Annotated in this window: 16 protein-coding genes; all 16 read right to left on the bottom strand. The window is 57.6% G+C overall.

From position 1 onward, the window contains the following. Nucleotides 1-75: 75 nt before the first annotated feature. On the bottom strand, nucleotides 76-1,203 hold the full coding sequence (gene rpoD / locus GXP70_RS10400) for an RNA polymerase sigma factor RpoD (protein WP_162356417.1): 1,128 nt from the start codon (nucleotides 1,201-1,203) through the stop codon (nucleotides 76-78). Between the two features lie 32 nt (nucleotides 1,204-1,235). Continuing rightward, complete coding sequence (gene dnaG, locus GXP70_RS10395) at nucleotides 1,236-3,080, bottom strand: DNA primase (RefSeq protein ID WP_162356415.1); 1,845 nt, start codon at nucleotides 3,078-3,080, stop codon at nucleotides 1,236-1,238. Between the two features lie 40 nt (nucleotides 3,081-3,120). Next, the gene (locus GXP70_RS10390; protein WP_162356413.1) at nucleotides 3,121-3,588 is read right to left on the bottom strand and encodes a YaiI/YqxD family protein; all 468 of its coding nucleotides are present in this window, start codon (nucleotides 3,586-3,588) and stop codon (nucleotides 3,121-3,123) included. 77 nt (nucleotides 3,589-3,665) lie between these two features. Then, nucleotides 3,666-4,484, bottom strand: coding sequence for a pyruvate, water dikinase regulatory protein (locus tag GXP70_RS10385; protein WP_162356411.1), 819 nt, complete (start codon nucleotides 4,482-4,484; stop codon nucleotides 3,666-3,668). Between the two features lie 113 nt (nucleotides 4,485-4,597). After that, nucleotides 4,598-6,679, bottom strand: a complete 2,082-nt coding sequence (gene glyS / locus GXP70_RS10380) for a glycine--tRNA ligase subunit beta (RefSeq protein WP_162356410.1) — start codon at nucleotides 6,677-6,679, stop codon at nucleotides 4,598-4,600. Beyond that, nucleotides 6,672-7,559 (bottom strand): glycine--tRNA ligase subunit alpha, encoded by an 888-nt coding sequence (glyQ, locus tag GXP70_RS10375; RefSeq protein WP_162356408.1) that lies wholly within the window; start codon nucleotides 7,557-7,559, stop codon nucleotides 6,672-6,674. Before glyQ ends, glyS begins: the two co-directional genes overlap by 8 nt. A gap of 400 nt (nucleotides 7,560-7,959) precedes the next feature. Next, entirely contained in the window at nucleotides 7,960-8,706 is a 747-nt protein-coding gene (gene recO, locus GXP70_RS10370) for a DNA repair protein RecO (RefSeq protein ID WP_162356407.1), read from the bottom strand. Nucleotides 8,707-8,740: 34 nt separating this feature from the next. Then, nucleotides 8,741-8,890 (bottom strand): YqzL family protein, encoded by a 150-nt coding sequence (locus tag GXP70_RS10365; RefSeq protein ID WP_162356405.1) that lies wholly within the window; start codon nucleotides 8,888-8,890, stop codon nucleotides 8,741-8,743. A 170-nt stretch (nucleotides 8,891-9,060) separates the two neighbouring features. Then, complete coding sequence (gene era, locus GXP70_RS10360; RefSeq protein WP_162356403.1) at nucleotides 9,061-9,987, bottom strand: GTPase Era; 927 nt, start codon at nucleotides 9,985-9,987, stop codon at nucleotides 9,061-9,063. Between the two features lie 49 nt (nucleotides 9,988-10,036). Next, complete coding sequence (cdd, locus tag GXP70_RS10355; protein WP_263864127.1) at nucleotides 10,037-10,432, bottom strand: cytidine deaminase; 396 nt, start codon at nucleotides 10,430-10,432, stop codon at nucleotides 10,037-10,039. Nucleotides 10,433-10,568: 136 nt separating this feature from the next. Then, nucleotides 10,569-10,919: a diacylglycerol kinase family protein gene (locus tag GXP70_RS10350; RefSeq protein WP_162356400.1), complete on the bottom strand. Its 351-nt coding sequence runs from the start codon at nucleotides 10,917-10,919 to the stop codon at nucleotides 10,569-10,571. Next, entirely contained in the window at nucleotides 10,919-11,416 is a 498-nt protein-coding gene (gene ybeY / locus GXP70_RS10345; protein ID WP_162356398.1) for an rRNA maturation RNase YbeY, read from the bottom strand. The genes GXP70_RS10350 and ybeY overlap by 1 nt, the downstream gene beginning before the upstream one ends. Beyond that, nucleotides 11,413-13,668 carry an HD family phosphohydrolase gene (locus GXP70_RS10340; RefSeq protein ID WP_162356396.1) on the bottom strand — a complete coding sequence of 752 codons (2,256 nt, stop codon included), beginning with the start codon at nucleotides 13,666-13,668 and terminating at the stop codon, nucleotides 11,413-11,415. Before GXP70_RS10340 ends, ybeY begins: the two co-directional genes overlap by 4 nt. 880 nt (nucleotides 13,669-14,548) lie before the next feature. Then, on the bottom strand, nucleotides 14,549-15,523 hold the full coding sequence (locus GXP70_RS10335; RefSeq protein ID WP_162356394.1) for a PhoH family protein: 975 nt from the start codon (nucleotides 15,521-15,523) through the stop codon (nucleotides 14,549-14,551). 6 nt (nucleotides 15,524-15,529) lie between these two features. Further along, nucleotides 15,530-16,723, bottom strand: a complete 1,194-nt coding sequence (gene yqfD, locus GXP70_RS10330) for a sporulation protein YqfD (RefSeq protein ID WP_162356392.1) — start codon at nucleotides 16,721-16,723, stop codon at nucleotides 15,530-15,532. A gap of 14 nt (nucleotides 16,724-16,737) precedes the next feature. Then, nucleotides 16,738-17,016 (bottom strand): sporulation protein YqfC, encoded by a 279-nt coding sequence (yqfC, locus tag GXP70_RS10325; RefSeq protein WP_162356390.1) that lies wholly within the window; start codon nucleotides 17,014-17,016, stop codon nucleotides 16,738-16,740. Nucleotides 17,017-17,078 lie beyond the last annotated feature (62 nt).

Raw genomic sequence — 17,078 nt, 5'->3', positions numbered from 1 at the left:
TGCAGTTTGCTCCGGCTGCGCAGCGCTGAATTTCCAAAAAAAGACCTTGCTGCTCGCGCAGTAAGGTCTCGAAGGTTATTCAAGGAAATCTTTCAGCCGCTTGCTGCGGGATGGGTGCCGCAATTTGCGAAGCGCCTTGGCTTCGATTTGTCGAATCCGTTCGCGGGTGACGCCGAATACTTTGCCGACTTCCTCCAGCGTGCGCGTACGGCCGTCATCAAGTCCGAAACGCAGGCGCAGCACGTTCTCTTCACGCTCGGTGAGCGTATCCAGCACGTCCTCCAGCTGTTCCTTCAGAAGCTCGTAAGCCGCGGCATCGGCCGGTGCGAGCGCCTCTTGATCCTCGATGAAGTCGCCCAGATGCGAATCGTCCTCTTCCCCGATCGGCGTTTCGAGCGATACCGGCTCCTGCGCGATCTTCATGATCTCCCGCACCTTCTCGGTGCTGAGATCCATTTCCGCCGCAATCTCTTCCGGGCTCGGCTCGCGGCCTAGCTCCTGCAGCAGTTGACGGGATACGCGGACGAGCTTGTTGATCGTCTCGACCATATGCACCGGAATCCGGATCGTGCGCGCTTGGTCCGCGATGGCGCGGGTGATCGCTTGTCTGATCCACCAAGTGGCGTACGTACTGAATTTATAGCCCTTCGTATGGTCGAACTTCTCTACCGCCTTGATCAGACCCATGTTGCCTTCTTGAATCAAATCGAGGAAGAGCATGCCGCGGCCGACGTAACGCTTCGCGATGCTGACGACGAGCCGGAGGTTCGCTTCGGCCAGCCTGCGCTTCGCTTCCTCGTCGCCGTGCTCGATGCGCTTGGCCAGTTCAACCTCGTCATCGGCCGACAGGAGCGGCACGCGGCCGATCTCTTTCAGGTACATCCGTACAGGATCGTTTATTTTAATACCGGGCGGAAGCGCCAAGTCGTCATCGAAGTTGAAGTCGTCATGTTCGCGTTCTTGATCGTCCCGATTGCTGATCGGGAGATCCTCGTCGTTCTCGTTCACGACTTCGATGCCGATATCGTCAAGCTGTTCGAAAAACTCATCGATTTGTTCCGGATCCTGATCGAACGGTGAAAGCTTCTCCATAATCTCTTTGTACGTTAGGGAGGATCTTTTTTTCCCGTGCTCAATCAGCTGTTCTTTGACGAGTTCCAGCTTCTGTTCAGTATCCAATTCAGTATGTTGATCATTCGCCATATTCCGACTCCCTCCTCCCTAGAACGATCATCCTACCGACCTTTAAGCTGTCTCTCTAGGGCTATAATCTCACTTGCAATTTGTGCCGCCTTCAGATAATCGCCTGACCGCTCCGCACGTACCATGTCTTCTTTTTTCTGTTCGATCCCGCGAAGCTTAGGCACTTTCACGATTTCATTCACGTAATCTTCGAGCAGCTGCTCGTCGAACGGAACTTCATCGTCCATCATCAGAATGGAAGCGGCGGCCCTTTCAAGACGATCATCCTGCAGCGATGCGATAAACCGGCTAACATCCGGATCATGGCCTTGCGCATAATAAGCGTATAAGTAAGCAGCAAGCGCTGCGTGATCCTCGACTTGAAACGCTTCTCCGAGCCTTCCGTGCACCGTGTTCGCCACATCGGCGCTTACTAACATTTGCGCCAGCAGCTTGCGTTCCGCGACCTGATAGGCAGGCGCGATGGGCGGCGCCGAGGACGCACGGCGGTTTTCACGGTTTTCATTCCTACCATTATTCCACGAATTGTCGTTATTATCCCTTTGCGGTTTCATTTTTTGAAGCTGCTGCCGCTGCGCAAAACAGTCCTGCTTCAATGAATCCAAAGACATATCGAACTCGCGGGACAGCTCTTTCAAGTAAAATTCCCGCTCTGTCGGTGAATCCAGCACGGCAATGATGCGCACGGCTTCAAGCAAGTAATTTTTCTGTCCCTCTTCTTCTAGGAGTATATGGTTTTTCTTAGCATATAGTAATTTAAATTTTGTTGCGGAGACCGGATGCTCGATTATCTCCCGCATGAACGCGTGCGCGCCGTGCTGCTCGATGAATTCGTCCGGATCCATGCCTTTGGGCAGCAGCGCCACCTGCACCCGCAGCCCCGCTTTCTCCAGGATCGGAATCGTCTTCAGCGCCGCGGCTTGTCCGGCATTGTCGCCGTCGTAGCAGATGACCGCGTCGTCCGCGCTGCGCTGCAGCAGCGCCGCATGCTCGTCGGTCAACGACGTTCCCATGGAAGCGACGCCGTTATGAACGCCGGCGCTCCAGGCTTTGATCACGTCCATGTACCCTTCGAACAGCACGACGCGCCTGTTCTTGCGAAGCGCCGCCCGCGCCTGATGGAAGTTGTACAGATTGCGGCTCTTGTTGAACAGCATCGATTCCGGCGAGTTCAAGTATTTGGGCTGTCCTTCGCCGAGCATCCGGCCCGCGAACGCGATGATCTTGCCGTCGCGGTTCCAGATCGGAAACATGATCCTGTCCCTGAACCGGTCGATATGCCCGCTCTTGTCTTGCTTGGCGATCAACAGGCCGCCCTTCTCCATCAATGCGGAATCGAACTCCCGCTTCTCCAGAAAACGCGCAAGCGTATCCCACTCGGGAGGCGCGTAGCCGATCTGAAATTGATCGATCTGCTTGTCGGTCACGCCCCGGGAGCGCAAGTAGTGCAAAGCCGGCTGTCCGTGCGTCGTATTCATCAGCAGGTAATGATACAATTTAGCCGCCAATTCATGCGCTTGAACCAGCTTGTCGCGTTCCCCGTTTCCTTCGTTTCTTGCCCCGTCCTGCGAACCGGACCATGCCAGCGGGATGCCGGCCTCTTCAGCCATGACGCGTACGGCCTCGGGGAACGAATATTCTTCGATCTCCTCGATGAACTTGATGGCGTGGCCGCCCTTGCCGCAACCGTAACAGTAGAAGATGCCTTTCTCCGGCGTGACCGTGAAGGACGGCGACTTCTCGGAATGAAACGGGCAGAGCCCCTTCAAGTATTTCCCGTGCTTCGAGAGGTGAACGTACTTTCCTACCGTTTCGACGATATCGTGATGCTTCAGCACCGCTTCTATGACGGAATCCGGTATTTTCCCGTAAGCCATAACCTTCACCTTCATCCTAAATAACAAGTAATACTATTCGCTACGGTTCAGCATTTTCCTGCCGAGATTCCAAAACTTTTGTCAGCTTTTGCTGAAAGCGGATCCGGTCCTCGTCCGACATCGCTTTGGGTCCCTTCGTTCTTCCGCCTCCCCGGCGCCGTTTGGCAAGCTCGTGCCTGCGTTCCATTAAATAGTCGATATTCCGGTCGTCATACTGCTGCCCTCTCGGCGACAAGGCGAGCGCGTCTTTGGCCAGCACGATCGTCGCCAAGCCGAAATCCTGCGTCACGACGATATCGCCGCGCTTGATGTGGTTGGCGATATACAGATCGACCGACTGGTCGCTTCGGTCGACCTGCATGATCGATACGCCGTCCTCGGCCTGCAGCCGATGATCATGCGATGCTACCATCAGAACCGGCGCGCCGCGGGCTCGAGCAATTTCGACAATCTCCCGTTTGACCGGGCAAGCGTCCGCATCGACTACAATCGTTGGAATGGCCGTCAATTGTGCACCACCGTATCCTCATGTAACTTCCGTACTATTATATACGGCAAATAACCAAAAAATCCTGCAAAACCGCCTCAAACGGATTCAATATGCTCCAAAATGAGGCTTGCCGTCTCCTCGACCGCTTTATGCGACACGTCGATGACGAGGCACCCGATCCGCTCCATGATGGAAGCCGCGTACTGCAGCTCCAATTCGATCCGTTCCGTCTTCGCGTATGATGCGCTGTCCGGCAGGCCGAGCGCCTTGAGCCGTTCTTTCCGGATGCCGTTCAGATAGCGGACGTCGATAATCAGCCCGACGACCTTCTCCTTCGGAATTTGGAACAGCTCCTGCGGCGGCTCGACTTCCGGAATCAGCGGCACGTTCGCGACTTTGAACTGCTTATGCGCCAAGTACATGGACAGCGGCGTCTTGGACGTGCGGGATACGCCGACGAGCACGATGTCCGCTTTCAAGATGCCCGTCGTATCGCGCATGTCGTCGTATTTGACGGCAAACTCGACCGCTTCGACCTTGCGGAAGTAGTTCTCGTCCAGCACATGGTTCAGTCCGGGTTCCTGCCGCGCCTTGCGTTCCGTCTTCGTCTCGAGGCTCTGGATGAGCTGGCCGAGCAGATCGATCGCCGTCACGCCGTACTTGTCCGCAAGCTCAACCATCCGTTCGCGCAAGCCGGGAAGAACGAGCGTATACAGCATGATGGCATGATGTTCCCGCGCCAGGCGGACGAACCGTTCGAGCGATGCTTCGTCTTGCACGAACGGCGCGCGGCGGATGTCGGTCTGAATGGGATGGAATTGGGCCACCGCAGCCCTGACGACAAGCTCGCCGGTATCGCCGGCGGAATCGGAAACGACATAAATGATTACTTCGGGCTGCGTATCGGCTGCCATTTCAATCCCCTTCCTAATAAGGACGTTTCATACTGCGATTAGTTTCGCACAAGCGCGCTTTGTTCTTTGTTTCCGGCAGACTTGCCAAGGAAGCGTTAAGCTCCGCTTCGCGCCTACCACACCAGCTTCGAGAAATCCGCCACCTGCGTCACGCCGCCCGCGATCGAAGCGAGCGTCGCGAGTCGGTTCTTGCGGACCGCTTCGTCATCCGCCATGACCATGACCGCGTCGAAATACGCGTTGATCGGCGCTTTCAGACCCGCCAGCTTGGCAATGGCCGCGGCCGCATCGCCCTCCCGCACCAGGCTCGTTAGGTCATCGCGCACCGAAGTCCAGGCGCCGTAGAGCTCGCCTTCGACGCTTTCCGCGAACAAGGCGGGGTTCACGTCGTTCGACTCGGCTTTCGCAGCCAGGTTGCATACGCGGTTCAGCGCATCGACGACCGTCTTGAACTCTTCGCGGCGGTCGCCGGCAGCTGCAGCCGTTACCGCCGCGGCGCGATCGACCGTCTGGCGCAGATCGTTGTAGCCCACGGCCATGACCGCATCGACGACGTCGTAGCGCACGCTTTGTTCCGTCAGGACGTTCTTCACGCGGAGCGAGAAGAACTCGTACAGATCTTTACGCACGTCGTCCGCATTCCGTTTCATTCCGCGGGCGCCGTGTACGTCAAGCGACAGATCGAACAGCGTGCCGAGCGGCAGCTTCAAGCCGTGCGCCAGCACGATTTGCACGATGCCGGCCGCTTGGCGGCGCAGCGCGTACGGATCCTGCGAGCCCGTCGGGAGGATGCCGATGGAGAAGCAGCCGACGATCGTATCGATTTTGTCCGCCAGGCTGACGACGGCGCCGACGACGGAAGCCGGAGCGCGGTCTCCCGCGAAACGCGGCTGGTAGTGCTCGTTGATCGCTTGCGCCACCGCTTCGCGTTCGCCTGCCTTGCGCGCGTAGTCTTCGCCCATGATGCCTTGCAGCTCGGGGAACTCGTAGACCATTTGCGTTACGAGGTCGAATTTGCAGATCGCCGCCGTGCGCGCCGCGTCCTCGGAAGCTTGCGCGTCCAGGCCGAGCGCTTCCGTTAATTTGCCCGCCGTGGCGACGATCCGGCGCACTTTGTCCGCGACCGTGCCAAGCTCTTCGTGATATACGATGTTCTCCAGCTTCGCCAGCGCATCGCCGATCGCCAGCTTCTGATCTTCCGCGTAGAAGAACTTCGCGTCCGACAGCCGCGCGCGGAGCACCTTCTCGTTGCCCTTCGCGACGTTCTCGATCGACGTCCGGTCGCCATTGCGAACCGTAACGAAGAACGGCAGCAGCTTCCCGTTCCCATCCAGCACCGGGAAGTAGCGCTGATGCTCGCGCATCGACGTAATGAGCACTTCCTGCGGAATGTTGAGGAACGATTCGTCGAACGTGCCGAACAGCACGCTTGGATATTCCACGAGGAAGACGACCTCTTCTAGCAGGTCTTCCTTGACCGCGATATGCCAGCCCTTCTCGGCCGCCAGCGCGTTGATCTGGCCGACGATCAGCGATTCGCGTTCGGCTGCGTCGGCGATAACATGCTGCGCTTTCAAGAGGGACACGTATTCCGCGGGCGACGGAATTTCCGTCTCCGTGCCGAGGAAGCGATGGCCGCGCGACGTTCGGCCGCTTCGGACCGCCGTAATTTCAAACGGCACGACTTCTTCTCCGAACAAGGCCACGAGCCATTTGATCGGGCGCACGAAGCGAAGATCGTAGCTGCCCCAGCGCATGTTCTTCGGGAACGACATCGACGTAATGAGCGACGTCAGTCCTTCCGGCAGGACGTCGGCCGTTACCGTGCCGAGGCTGCTCTTGTTGGCGTAGACATACTCGACGCCGCCGACTTCTTTGAAGAAGAAATCGCTTGGCTCGACGCCCTGGCTGCGCGCGAAGCCGAGCGCGGCCTTGCTCCATTCGCCCTGCTCGTTCTGCGCGATTTTGCGGGAAGGGCCCTTCACTTCCTCGTTCACGTCGGCTTGCTTCTCTTCGACGCCCCGAACGAGAATCGCGATGCGCCTAGGCGTGGCATAGGCCTCGATTTCGCCATGACCGATGCGGCTCGTCTCCAGCCACTTGGCCGTTTTCTCTTTCAATTGGTTCATCGCGCCGCGCACGAAACGGGCCGGCACCTCTTCAAGTCCGATCTCAAGCAGTAAATCCTTAGCCATTGACGCTCTCTCCTTTCTTCAGCAGCGGGAAGCCGAGACGCTCGCGCTCCTCCAGGTACGTGGCCGCGCACGCGCGCGCCAGGTTGCGAACGCGCATGATGTAGCCGGTGCGTTCCGTTACGCTGATCGCGCCGCGGGCATCCAGCAGGTTGAAGGCATGGGAACATTTCAGCACGTAATCGTAGGCCGGGAAGACGAGCTTATGCTCCATCGTTTTCTTCGCTTCTTCTTCGTACATGTTGAAGAGCGAGAACAGCATCGCCGCGTCGGACGTTTCGAACGTATATTTGGAATGCTCGAATTCCGGCTGCAGGAACACGTCGCCATACGTCACGCCGTCCACCCACTCCAGATCGAACACGTTCTCCTTCTCCTGAATATAGGAAGCAAGACGCTCCATGCCGTACGTAATTTCCACGGCGACCGGATTGGCGTCGATGCCGCCGACCTGCTGGAAGTACGTGAACTGCGTAATTTCCATGCCGTTCAGCCACACTTCCCAGCCGAGACCCCAAGCGCCGAGCGTCGGCGATTCCCAGTTGTCCTCGACGAAGCGGATATCGTGATGCCGCGGATCGATGCCGAGACGCTTCAAGCTCTCCAGGTACAGCTCCTGGATGTTGTCCGGCGACGGTTTCAAAATGACCTGGAATTGGTGATGCTGATAGAGACGGTTCGGGTTCTCCCCGTAACGGCCGTCCGCCGGACGGCGCGAAGGCTCGACGTACGCGACGTTCCACGGCTCAGGTCCGATCGAGCGCAGGAAGGTCATCGGATTCATCGTACCGGCGCCCTTCTCCGTATCGTACGGCTGAACAAGAATGCAATTTTGCTCCGCCCAGAATTGCTGCAGCGTCAAAATCATGTTTTGAAAATTCATGTTCTACTCTCCTTTAGCGAATGTGTTGCTCTGATCCCCTTAGCGCTTGCGATATGCCGGAATGCAAAAAAAAGCTCCCGCCTCTACGTCTGGTTCTCAGACATAGGGACGAAAGCTCGAGCTTCCGCGGTTCCACCCTACTTGGCTCCCGCCCGCGCAATCCGTCCGCGATCGGACGACTGCGGCGACAGCCCGCTTTTGACCTTGCTTCAAACTCCGGAGCGCCTTTCGTCGAACAGGTCCGTCCAGGCTTCCACCATCCCCGGCTCGCTTTCATACGGACGATGCATGTCGACTACTTTCTCCATCATCGCTTATTCACATAATAATCTATCTTACCAGTTTCCAAACGGCGTGTCAAACCAAATTTTGATTAAATCGATGGCGTCCGCTTGGGCGCTCAAATCGAATATTTATCCAGCTGATCCAGGAACGAGCGCGATTTCAGCGGAATGCCGATATGCATATCCATCAACAGCCGCATCGCTCCTTTGAGCTGCTGCTTCGTCTCGTCCTTGACCTGAATATTGCCGAGCCGCCTCAAATCCATCTGCTGAAATAACCGCAGCAGCTTGAGCGCGCTTTCGCTCAGCGGATACGCCTGCGCGTCCTTGTAGGCGCAGCGGCTGCACAGCACGCCTCCGCCCTGCGCGCTGAGCGACATCGGCCCGACCGTATTGCCGCACGAGACGCAGGCGTTGAAATCCGGACCGTAGCCCGCTGCCTGCAGCACTTTCATTTCGAATAATTGCGTCGTAATCATCAGGTCCTTGCCTTCTTCGAACGCATGCAGGCATGCTTTCAGCTGCTCGTACATAAACGCGCTTGCATCCTCTTCCTGCAGCGCGCGGTCGACAAGCTCCGCGGCGTAGGACGCATAAGCGGTCATATCCAGCTGTTCACGCAAAACATGGTGAGATTCGATAATCTCACCATGCGTCAACGTGCCGAGCCCGCTGTTCCGATAGAACAGATACTCCCCTTGGGTGAACAGCTGCGAGAGGGAGCCGTGCCGGCTCTTGATTTTCTTCGCGCCGCGAATGATGACGCCGGCCTTGCCGTGCGTATCCGTCAGCAGCGTCACGATTTTGTTGCCTTCCCCGTAATCCATGCTGCGGATGACGATTCCTTCGACCCGCACTTGCATGAGCCTCTCCCCCAACTCCGGCGTACGGCCTTCGCTAGGAAGCGCCGTCGCTCTCAACCGCCTCTTCCCCGTCCTCGTCCTGGGAATCGACGCCATCCTCCGCCTGCCGCTCCATCTCCTTGTATAGCATGAATGCTTCCACATCTCCGGTCAGCGTAAAATACTTCCACGAAAAATTTCGCATTCGTATTCATCCTTTCCGCGCTCAAGGTGAAACGGCGGTCGCCGCCCGAATCGGCTGCGTGACGCGTTTCATTCCGGAATGTTGCTCACGGATTAGGATGCGATGAAGGGCGGAAGCTTATGCTCGCCGAAATATTGACAATCCAGGCGCGAAGCGGCATTGCCGGTCGGTTAATCGTTGCGGAAGCCCAAATCCTTGAGCACCCGCTCCTGATTGCGCCAATCCTTCTTCACTTTGACCCACAGCTCGAGGAAAACCCGCGAGCCGAGCAGCGTCTCGATATCGCGCCGCGCTTCCCGGCCTACCTGCTTCAGCAACGCGCCCTGCTTCCCGATGACGATGCCCTTCTGGGAATCCCGTTCGACGTAGATGACCGCGCCGATATAGACGACGCCGTTCTCCTGCACTTTCATATCCTCGATCGCGACCGCGATGGAATGCGGCACTTCTTCGCGGGTCAGATGCAGAATCTTCTCGCGCACCAGCTCGGCGCATACGAACTGCTCGGGATGGTCCGTCACTTGATCGGCCGGATAATACTGCGGTCCTTCCGGCAGATAGCTGCCGAGCACGTTCAGCAGCGTGCTGACGTTATTGCCCTGAAGCGCGGAGATCGGCACGATTTCGGCGAAGTCATGCAGGTCTTTATATTGCACGATGAGCGGTAGCAGCGCTTCCGGCTCGATCTTGTCGATTTTGTTCATGACGAGAATGATCGGCGTGTTGACTTTCTTGAGCGCTTCGATAATGAAACGGTCGCCGCCGCCCAATCCTTCGGAGGCGTCGATCAGGAATAGCGCCGCGTCTACCTCGCCGAGCGTGCCGATGGCGGATTTCACCATGAAATCGCCGAGCTTGGACGTCGGCTTATGAATGCCCGGCGTATCCAGAAAGACGATCTGGGAGTTGTTCGTCGTATAGACGCCGTGGATTTTGTTCCGCGTGGTCTGCGGCTTATCCGACATGATGGCGATTTTCTGGCCGATCACTTCGTTGATGAGCGTCGATTTGCCGACGTTCGGCCTGCCGACGATCGCCACGAAGCCGGAATGGAATTTCTCTTTGGCCCCTTTGGAACCTGTCGATGCTGCTTTCATAGGTGGTCTAATGTCCCCTTCCAGGCATTAAGCAATAAGTTGCGCTTTCTTAACTTTCGGATTTATGCAGCTGCGCCGACGAGAATGCGCCCGGCAACAGCTCGGCGACCGTCGATATCCGCCAGTCGCCCTCCATGTTGCCCATGATGACGGGCATGTCGGGCGAACAGAGCTCGACGAGCACTTGCCGGCAGACGCCGCATGGCGTAATGGGCTCGTCCGTGTTGCCTACGACCGCGATCGCCTTGAAGCTGCGGGCTTCATGGCCGTCCGCGATCGCCCGGAACAGCGCGGTTCGCTCCGCGCAGTTCGTCGGACTGTACGACGCGTTCTCGATGTTGCAGCCGGCATGGACGCCGTCTTGCGCATCCAGCAGCGCGGCGCCGACCTGAAATTGCGAATAAGGCACATAGGCGCGCTTACGCGCTTCGATGGCTTGCTCCATCAGACGACGGTAGGAATCGGGAAGCGCTTGTCGATGACCCGCGTTCTCGGATCCCGGGATAGAGTCGTTGTGCGATTCGTTGTTGCATGCGTTCCGAGATGCGTATTCGGACATCGTCTGATCCATCTCCCTCGTTTTAAGGCCGTACATGCGGCCAGAATACAATCAGTCCTACGATCGCTGCCGCGATCGCCGTAACGAGCACCGCGCCGGCCGCCGTATCCTTGGCCGCCTTCGCCAGCGGATGCGGCTGCGGGCTCGCCAAATCGACGACATGCTCGACGGCGGTGTTCATCAATTCGGCCGCCAGCACCATGCCCTGCACGATGATGACCGCCAGCCACTCCGCCCGCGAGAGCCCCAGCAGCAAGCCCGCCGCGTTGACGAGAACGGCTGCGGCGAGATGAATTTTCATATTCGCCTGGGAGCCGGAAGCGCTGCGAATGCCGCCCCAGGCGAAAGCCACGCTTCGCAGAAACCGGCGCATTAGCGCGTCAAACCCGCCTGCTGCAGCACTGCTTCCTGCTTCTTCGTCATGACGGCTTCGCTTGCTTCATCCTGATGGTCGTAGCCGATCAAGTGCAGGAAGCCGTGCACGAACAAGAAGCCGAGCTCCCGTTCCAGCGAGTGGCCATACTCCTCGCTCTGCAGCTTCGCGCGTTCCGCGGAAATAATGATATCGCCGAGCATGCCTTCATATGGGATCGGCTCGCTCTCGTCCTCCACTTCGTAGACGATGCCGAGCTCTTCGTCGCTCTCTTCCTGCATGGCGAAGGACAGCACGTCCGTCGGGCGGTCGATGTTGCGGTATTCTTTGTTCAATTGGTGGATTTCTTCATCGTCGACGATGGACAGCGTCACTTCGCCTTCCGTCAACCCTTCCGCTTCGCCCGCAAGCTGCAGCAGCTTCTCCAGTACGCCGATGAAGTCCTCGGCAATATCCACTTTGTCTTGCTCGTTGCTCCAATCCAATTGCAAACTCATGCCAGCCGCTCCTTTGGTTTCACGTCTTCCGGGTATTCGATGCGCGAATGAAAGATGCCGATGATCGTCTCTTTCAGCGTTTGCGCGATTTTATCAAGCTCTTTCAACGTCAGGTCGCATTCGTTGAACTGGCCGTCGTCCAGGCGGCCTTTGATGATTTTGTGAATCATCGACTCCACCTGCTCCATCGTCGGGCTCCGCATGCTGCGCACGGCGGCTTCGACGCTGTCGGCGATGCCGACGATCGCCGCTTCCTTCGACTGCGCCTTCGGGCCGGGGTAGCGGAAATCCTCTTCCGTGAAATCCGGCTCCTCGCCCGCTTCTTCCGCCAGCTTGAGCGCCTTGTGATAGAAGAATTTCAGGAACGTCGTGCCGTGATGCTGCTCCGCGATATCGCGGATCGGCTTCGGCAGCTTATGGGCTTTCAGCATCTCCACGCCGTCCCGCGCATGGGCGATAATGATCGATTTGCTCAGCTTCGGCTCGATGGAATCATGCGGATTTTCATAGTTTGTCTGATTTTCGATAAAATAACTGGGCCGCTTCGTTTTCCCGATATCGTGGTAAAAAGAACCTACCCGGCACAGCAGGCCGTTCGCGCCGATCGCTTCCGCCGCCGCCTCGGACAAGTTGCCGACCATGACGCTGTGATGATACGTCCCCGGCGTCTCCGTCAGCAGCTTGCGCAGCAGCGGATGGTTCGGATTGGAGAGCTCCACCAGCTTCAGGGCGGACAGGATGCCGAAGGTCACTTCGAAGAACGGCATCAGGCCGACGACGAGAATGGCGGTAAGCAGGCCGCTTGCGAAGGCGAACGCCACCGTCATGATCAGATCCGATTTGGCCGGCAGCTCGCCGAGCAGGATGATGGCCAGCACGGAAGCGGAACCGAACAGGCTCGCCATGATGCCGGCTTTCAGTATCGTCGAGCGCTGGCTGGCGCGGTGTATGGCGAAGATCGCCGCGAACGAGACGACCGCCGTCGTGAAGCCGTAGTTGAAATCGAATATCCGGCCAGAATGCGTATTGAAAATAATGCTGCTGACGATCGCGAACAGAAACGAGCTGACGGCGGCCAGCTGCACGTCGAGCAGCATGACGATCAGCATCGCCCCCATCGCCGTCGGCGCCAAATAGCCCACGTACGGCATCGTCTGCGTCTGCGTCAGCTCGATGATCGACATGGCCAATATGTTCAGCACGTAGATCAACAGCAGCATCGTCAGCTGCGCATTGGTGTATCCCTTCCGCTTGCCGCCGCTTAAATTCGAAGCATGCTCCAGATAACCGTAGATGACGATTAAGAAAAGCACCGAGAACAACAACAGACCGAGCTGCGGCCAATCGTTGCGCTTCGTTTGCAGCAGGCCGAAGTCCGACAGGCGGTCGTACATTTCCTGGTTCACGACCTCGCCCTTATGCACGATGACGTCCCCTTGCTTGATGACGACGGGCGGCGTGTTCTCCTTCGCCGCCACGCGGGCGTCGCTCGTCGCCTGCTTGTCGAGGAACTTGTTCGGCATGATGGCGTAACGGGCCAGCTCCTGCACGATTTCGCGCGATTTGCGCTCGCTGAGCGTGCTGGCGTTGACGAGCTCCGCCACCTTCGTCCTCGCCGTCTCCGCTTCGCGCAGCGAGTCGCCCATCAGCTTGTGGACGATGGATACGGCCACAAGCTGCATGTCGCCCAATTGCACGGGCGTCAGCTGCGGCATTTTGTAGAACGTTTCCTCCGGGATGCGGTACGCCTGATCCTTGACCACGTTGGCCATTTCCTCGAGCAGCGAGTCGTTGTACGTCCCGTTGCCTTTGTTGGACCGGACGAACTGATCCACGAAATCGTTATACATCTGGGGGATTTCGCTGCGATAGATCGCCACTTTGTTCTCATGCGTCACTTGATCGTCCTGATTCAGCTGCTCCATGCGGGTGAACACCTGCTCCAGCAGCAATTCGCTGCGGAGCGCGACGATCGAATAGATCGGCTCGACCTGCTCGGCGGCCTGTTCCTGCGCCTGGAGCGTCGCTTTCTCGTCCTTGATCTCCATCGGCGCCTGGATGTCGCGGTCGCTCGCCTTGTTCAGCTGAATATTATACGTCTTGGGCAGCACATGAGGCGCCAGACTGAAATAAAAAAGCAGAACAAACAGAAGCAGCAAAACCCAGCGAACGACGCCGCTTTGCTTCCATCCGCTCCAACCGATTGCCTTCGTCTTCGCTTCGTGATCCTGGTCAATGTGCTGATTCGCCATCGTTGCTATCCTCCTAAACCTGCATCCCCCTAATCCCCCGGACTTCTTGGGACCCTTTCAGGGACGTTGTCCCTTGGACCCTTCTTTATGAACAAACTTTAGTTATTAAACGTTTCAATTCCGGATTTCGTTTCAAACTTTCTAAAACGTTAAACCTTAAAACATTCAAACCTTAAACGTTCAAACCTTAAAAGCGTTTCACAACCCCCTAAATCCCCCTTTCCTAAGGGGGACCCCAGAGACTCCGTCCCTGGACCCGGAATGGGCTGGACCGCTCCTTGGGCCGGCTTCGTGCCGGGCTCGCTTTCGTCCGCTCGCGCGGACACGCTTTTCAGGCGGCGTTCTTCCGATACTGTGTGCCCTAGAACCAAAGATATTTTCTAACCCCTGTTCTAAATCCTAATGGGCCCGGCCTTGAATGACTCAAAGCGTTTCACAGCCCCCTAAATCCCCCTTTCCTAAGGGGGACCCCAGAGACTCGTCCCTGGACCCGGAATGGGCTGGACCGCTCCTTGGGCCGTCTTCGGGCCGGGCTCGCTTTCGTCCGCTCGCGCGGACACGCTTTTCAGGCGGCGTTCTTCCAATACTGGATAGCCTGGAAGCAAAGATATTTTCAAACCAATTCGCCCGCTGTTAGACGCGCTTTTTCAAGCGCCGCTCTTTCGGCAAGGCCGTTTCGATTGCTGCCTAATTTCCCAGGAAATTTATCGCTTGATGGGACGATAAAAATTGATCATCGTGCACCATAGCCTGTCGACATGCTTCGCATGACTGCGCGGATCGCGAAGCTTTGGCGATGCTTGACTTGCTATAAAACAAACGAGCAAAGCGAGTGCGATCGCTTTGCTGTTCTGTTGCCGTTCGTTGTGTCGGTACGAGTTTACTCGCCCCGGCTCTCCGCGTCGATATTGTAGGCCGTAATGATTTTCTGAACGAGCGAATGCCGCACGACGTCCTGCTCGGTGAAGACGATGAAGCCGATTTCAGGAATGTCCTGCAGAATGCGCTGCGCTTCGATCAAGCCGGAGCGTTTGCCCCGCGGCAGATCGATTTGGGTGACGTCGCCGGTGATGACCATTTTGGAGCCGAAGCCGAGACGGGTCAGGAACATCTTCATCTGTTCCGGCGTCGTGTTCTGCGCTTCATCCAGAATGATGAACGAGTCCTCCAGCGTCCGTCCGCGCATATAGGCAAGCGGCGCGACTTCGATCAGTCCGCGCTCGAACGCCTTCGTCGTCTGATCCGGGCCGAGCACGTCATGCAGCGCATCGTAGAGCGGCCGCAAGTAGGGATCGACCTTCTCTTGCAAGTCACCCGGCAGGAAGCCGAGATTCTCGCCCGCTTCCACGGCGGGGCGGGTCAGCACGATTCGCTTCACGGACCCTTCCTTCAGCGCGGCGACCGCAAGCACGACGGCCAAATACGTTTTGCCCGTTCCCGCCGGCCCGATGCCGAAGACAACGTCCATCTTCTTGATCGTTTTTACATAATGACGCTGGCCAATCGTTTTTACCCGAATCGGTTTTCCGCGAAACGTCGTCGTGATCTCGGCTTTGAACAGATCGAGCAGCTGATCGGCCTGCATCGTTCCGGATAGCTCGAGCGCGTAGGAAATATCCCGTTCCGAGGGCGAATAGCCGCCTCTTACAAGCTGCTGAAGCACCGTGTAGAACTGCTCCAGCGAGTCCACTTCGTCCGCGGGACCGGAAATGGCGATTTCCGCGTCGCGCGACATGATATCGGATGACGATTGCTGCTGCACATGCCGCAGGTAGCGATCCTGCGGGCCAAACAATGCGAGTCCTTCCGCCGCGTTGGCAAGCGGAATCTTGACTACCTTGAATTCATTCGGCAAAAACACTCAGTCCCCTTGCATCTGAACTAACGGTCTCTCTTTCACAATCGACTGCTCGACTTCAAAAAACACTTTCATATAAACTTTACCATTGTCCGTCTTCTGATGCAAAATGTTTTCCGCGCGGATATGCGCATCGGGACCGACCTTGGCCAGCAAATCCGCCCGCGCCTGCTGAAGTCCTTCCGCTGCGGCCTCCTCCTGCGTGATCGTCTGCTGCTGCATCTTGACCTCCATGATCGTCTCTTTCATTCGCCCGAACGGCAGCTTCAGCGTCCGCCAAGCGGCTTTCTCCTCCTGTACGACCCGCTCGTACATATCGTACGGAATTTTGCCGAAACCGCTGACCTGTAGGGCGCGTCCGCCGGCTACGCCGTACCAGATGATCTTTTTATTGCCCGTATATACTTTCGACGTCCGCGTGAGCGGCGATACGATGTCGTACTCATGCCATACGAGGCCTTTCACGTCGCCCTTGGCGACGACCGCCGTGCCCGCCGTCTCGTCCCCCAGCAGGCCCGAGATCAGCACGTCCCCCTGCTTCACCTTCGTATTCGGCTTGACGACCGGCCGTCCCGCCTCCGCCATCACTTTGGTGACGACCGCGTCCGTCGAGGCGACCAAGTGACGCGGGTTCATCAGCGGCTTGGCATCCGGCGTCTTCGATTCCACGATCCGGATCGTTATATGCGTCCCCCGCTTCTCGACGCCGATCCACGCCGCGCCGGGCAGCTTTTGCGCGAGATGCTTCGACAGGTCGGACGAGTCCTGGAGACGGAACGACCATTGAAACGGATACAGTCCTTCCGACTTCGCCGCCTGCAAAATTTGCTCCTCCGACAGCTTGTCGTTGCCCTCCACGTCGATTGACCAGATCAGCGAAGACAACAGATACATCCCGATGAAGAACAGGACGAGCCCGGCGCCAAAAAAAACGCGTCTGCGCAAACGCAGCTGCCAGAACGGCAGTCCCATCCGGCTCAGGACATGCACCCGGCAGCCTGTCCGTTTCAACAGCGGGCGAAGCCGGAAGAAATCGCGGATGACGATATTGCACGACATGCCGCCGTCCTTCGTCCGGCGAATGGACCACAGCTGCAGTCCATCCGCAAGCGCTTCGTTCACGAGCCTTTCCATCGCTTCGCCGCGCAAGGCTACGGTAACGTAGCCCCGCAGCCAATGCATCCATGTCGCATCCATGCCCTTTCTCCCCCTTATTCCCGCACCTCGATATTTTTAATAAAGCCCTCTACGAACACTTCTTCCGTCCATATGGTCCGAATGACCAGATCGCTGCCCGTCACTTCGAGCTCTCCCTTGCTGAGCGCAAGCCGCAGCTTGTCGCTCGAGAAATGCAGCACGCCGCGATGGTTCTCAATATACAACTGCCGGTCGCCGATCATCGTGACACGGGGCAAATCCATGACGACGTCCTGCGGCAAATCCAGCAAATCGGCAGCCAGTTTTCGAAGTTTGCGGTTTATGCGGCGCATCCAGGCAGAGGCCCCCTTCCCGTACTGTACCAAACTATGCGGCGGCGGCCGGAAATATGAAA

The sequence above is a fragment of the Paenibacillus lycopersici genome (genome assembly GCF_010119935.1).
In the GTDB taxonomy this organism is placed as follows: Bacteria; Bacillota; Bacilli; order Paenibacillales; family Paenibacillaceae; genus Paenibacillus_Z; species Paenibacillus_Z lycopersici.
The sequence above is the reverse complement of the archived record's forward strand: the minus strand, read 5'-3'. Positions and strand labels throughout refer to the sequence as shown.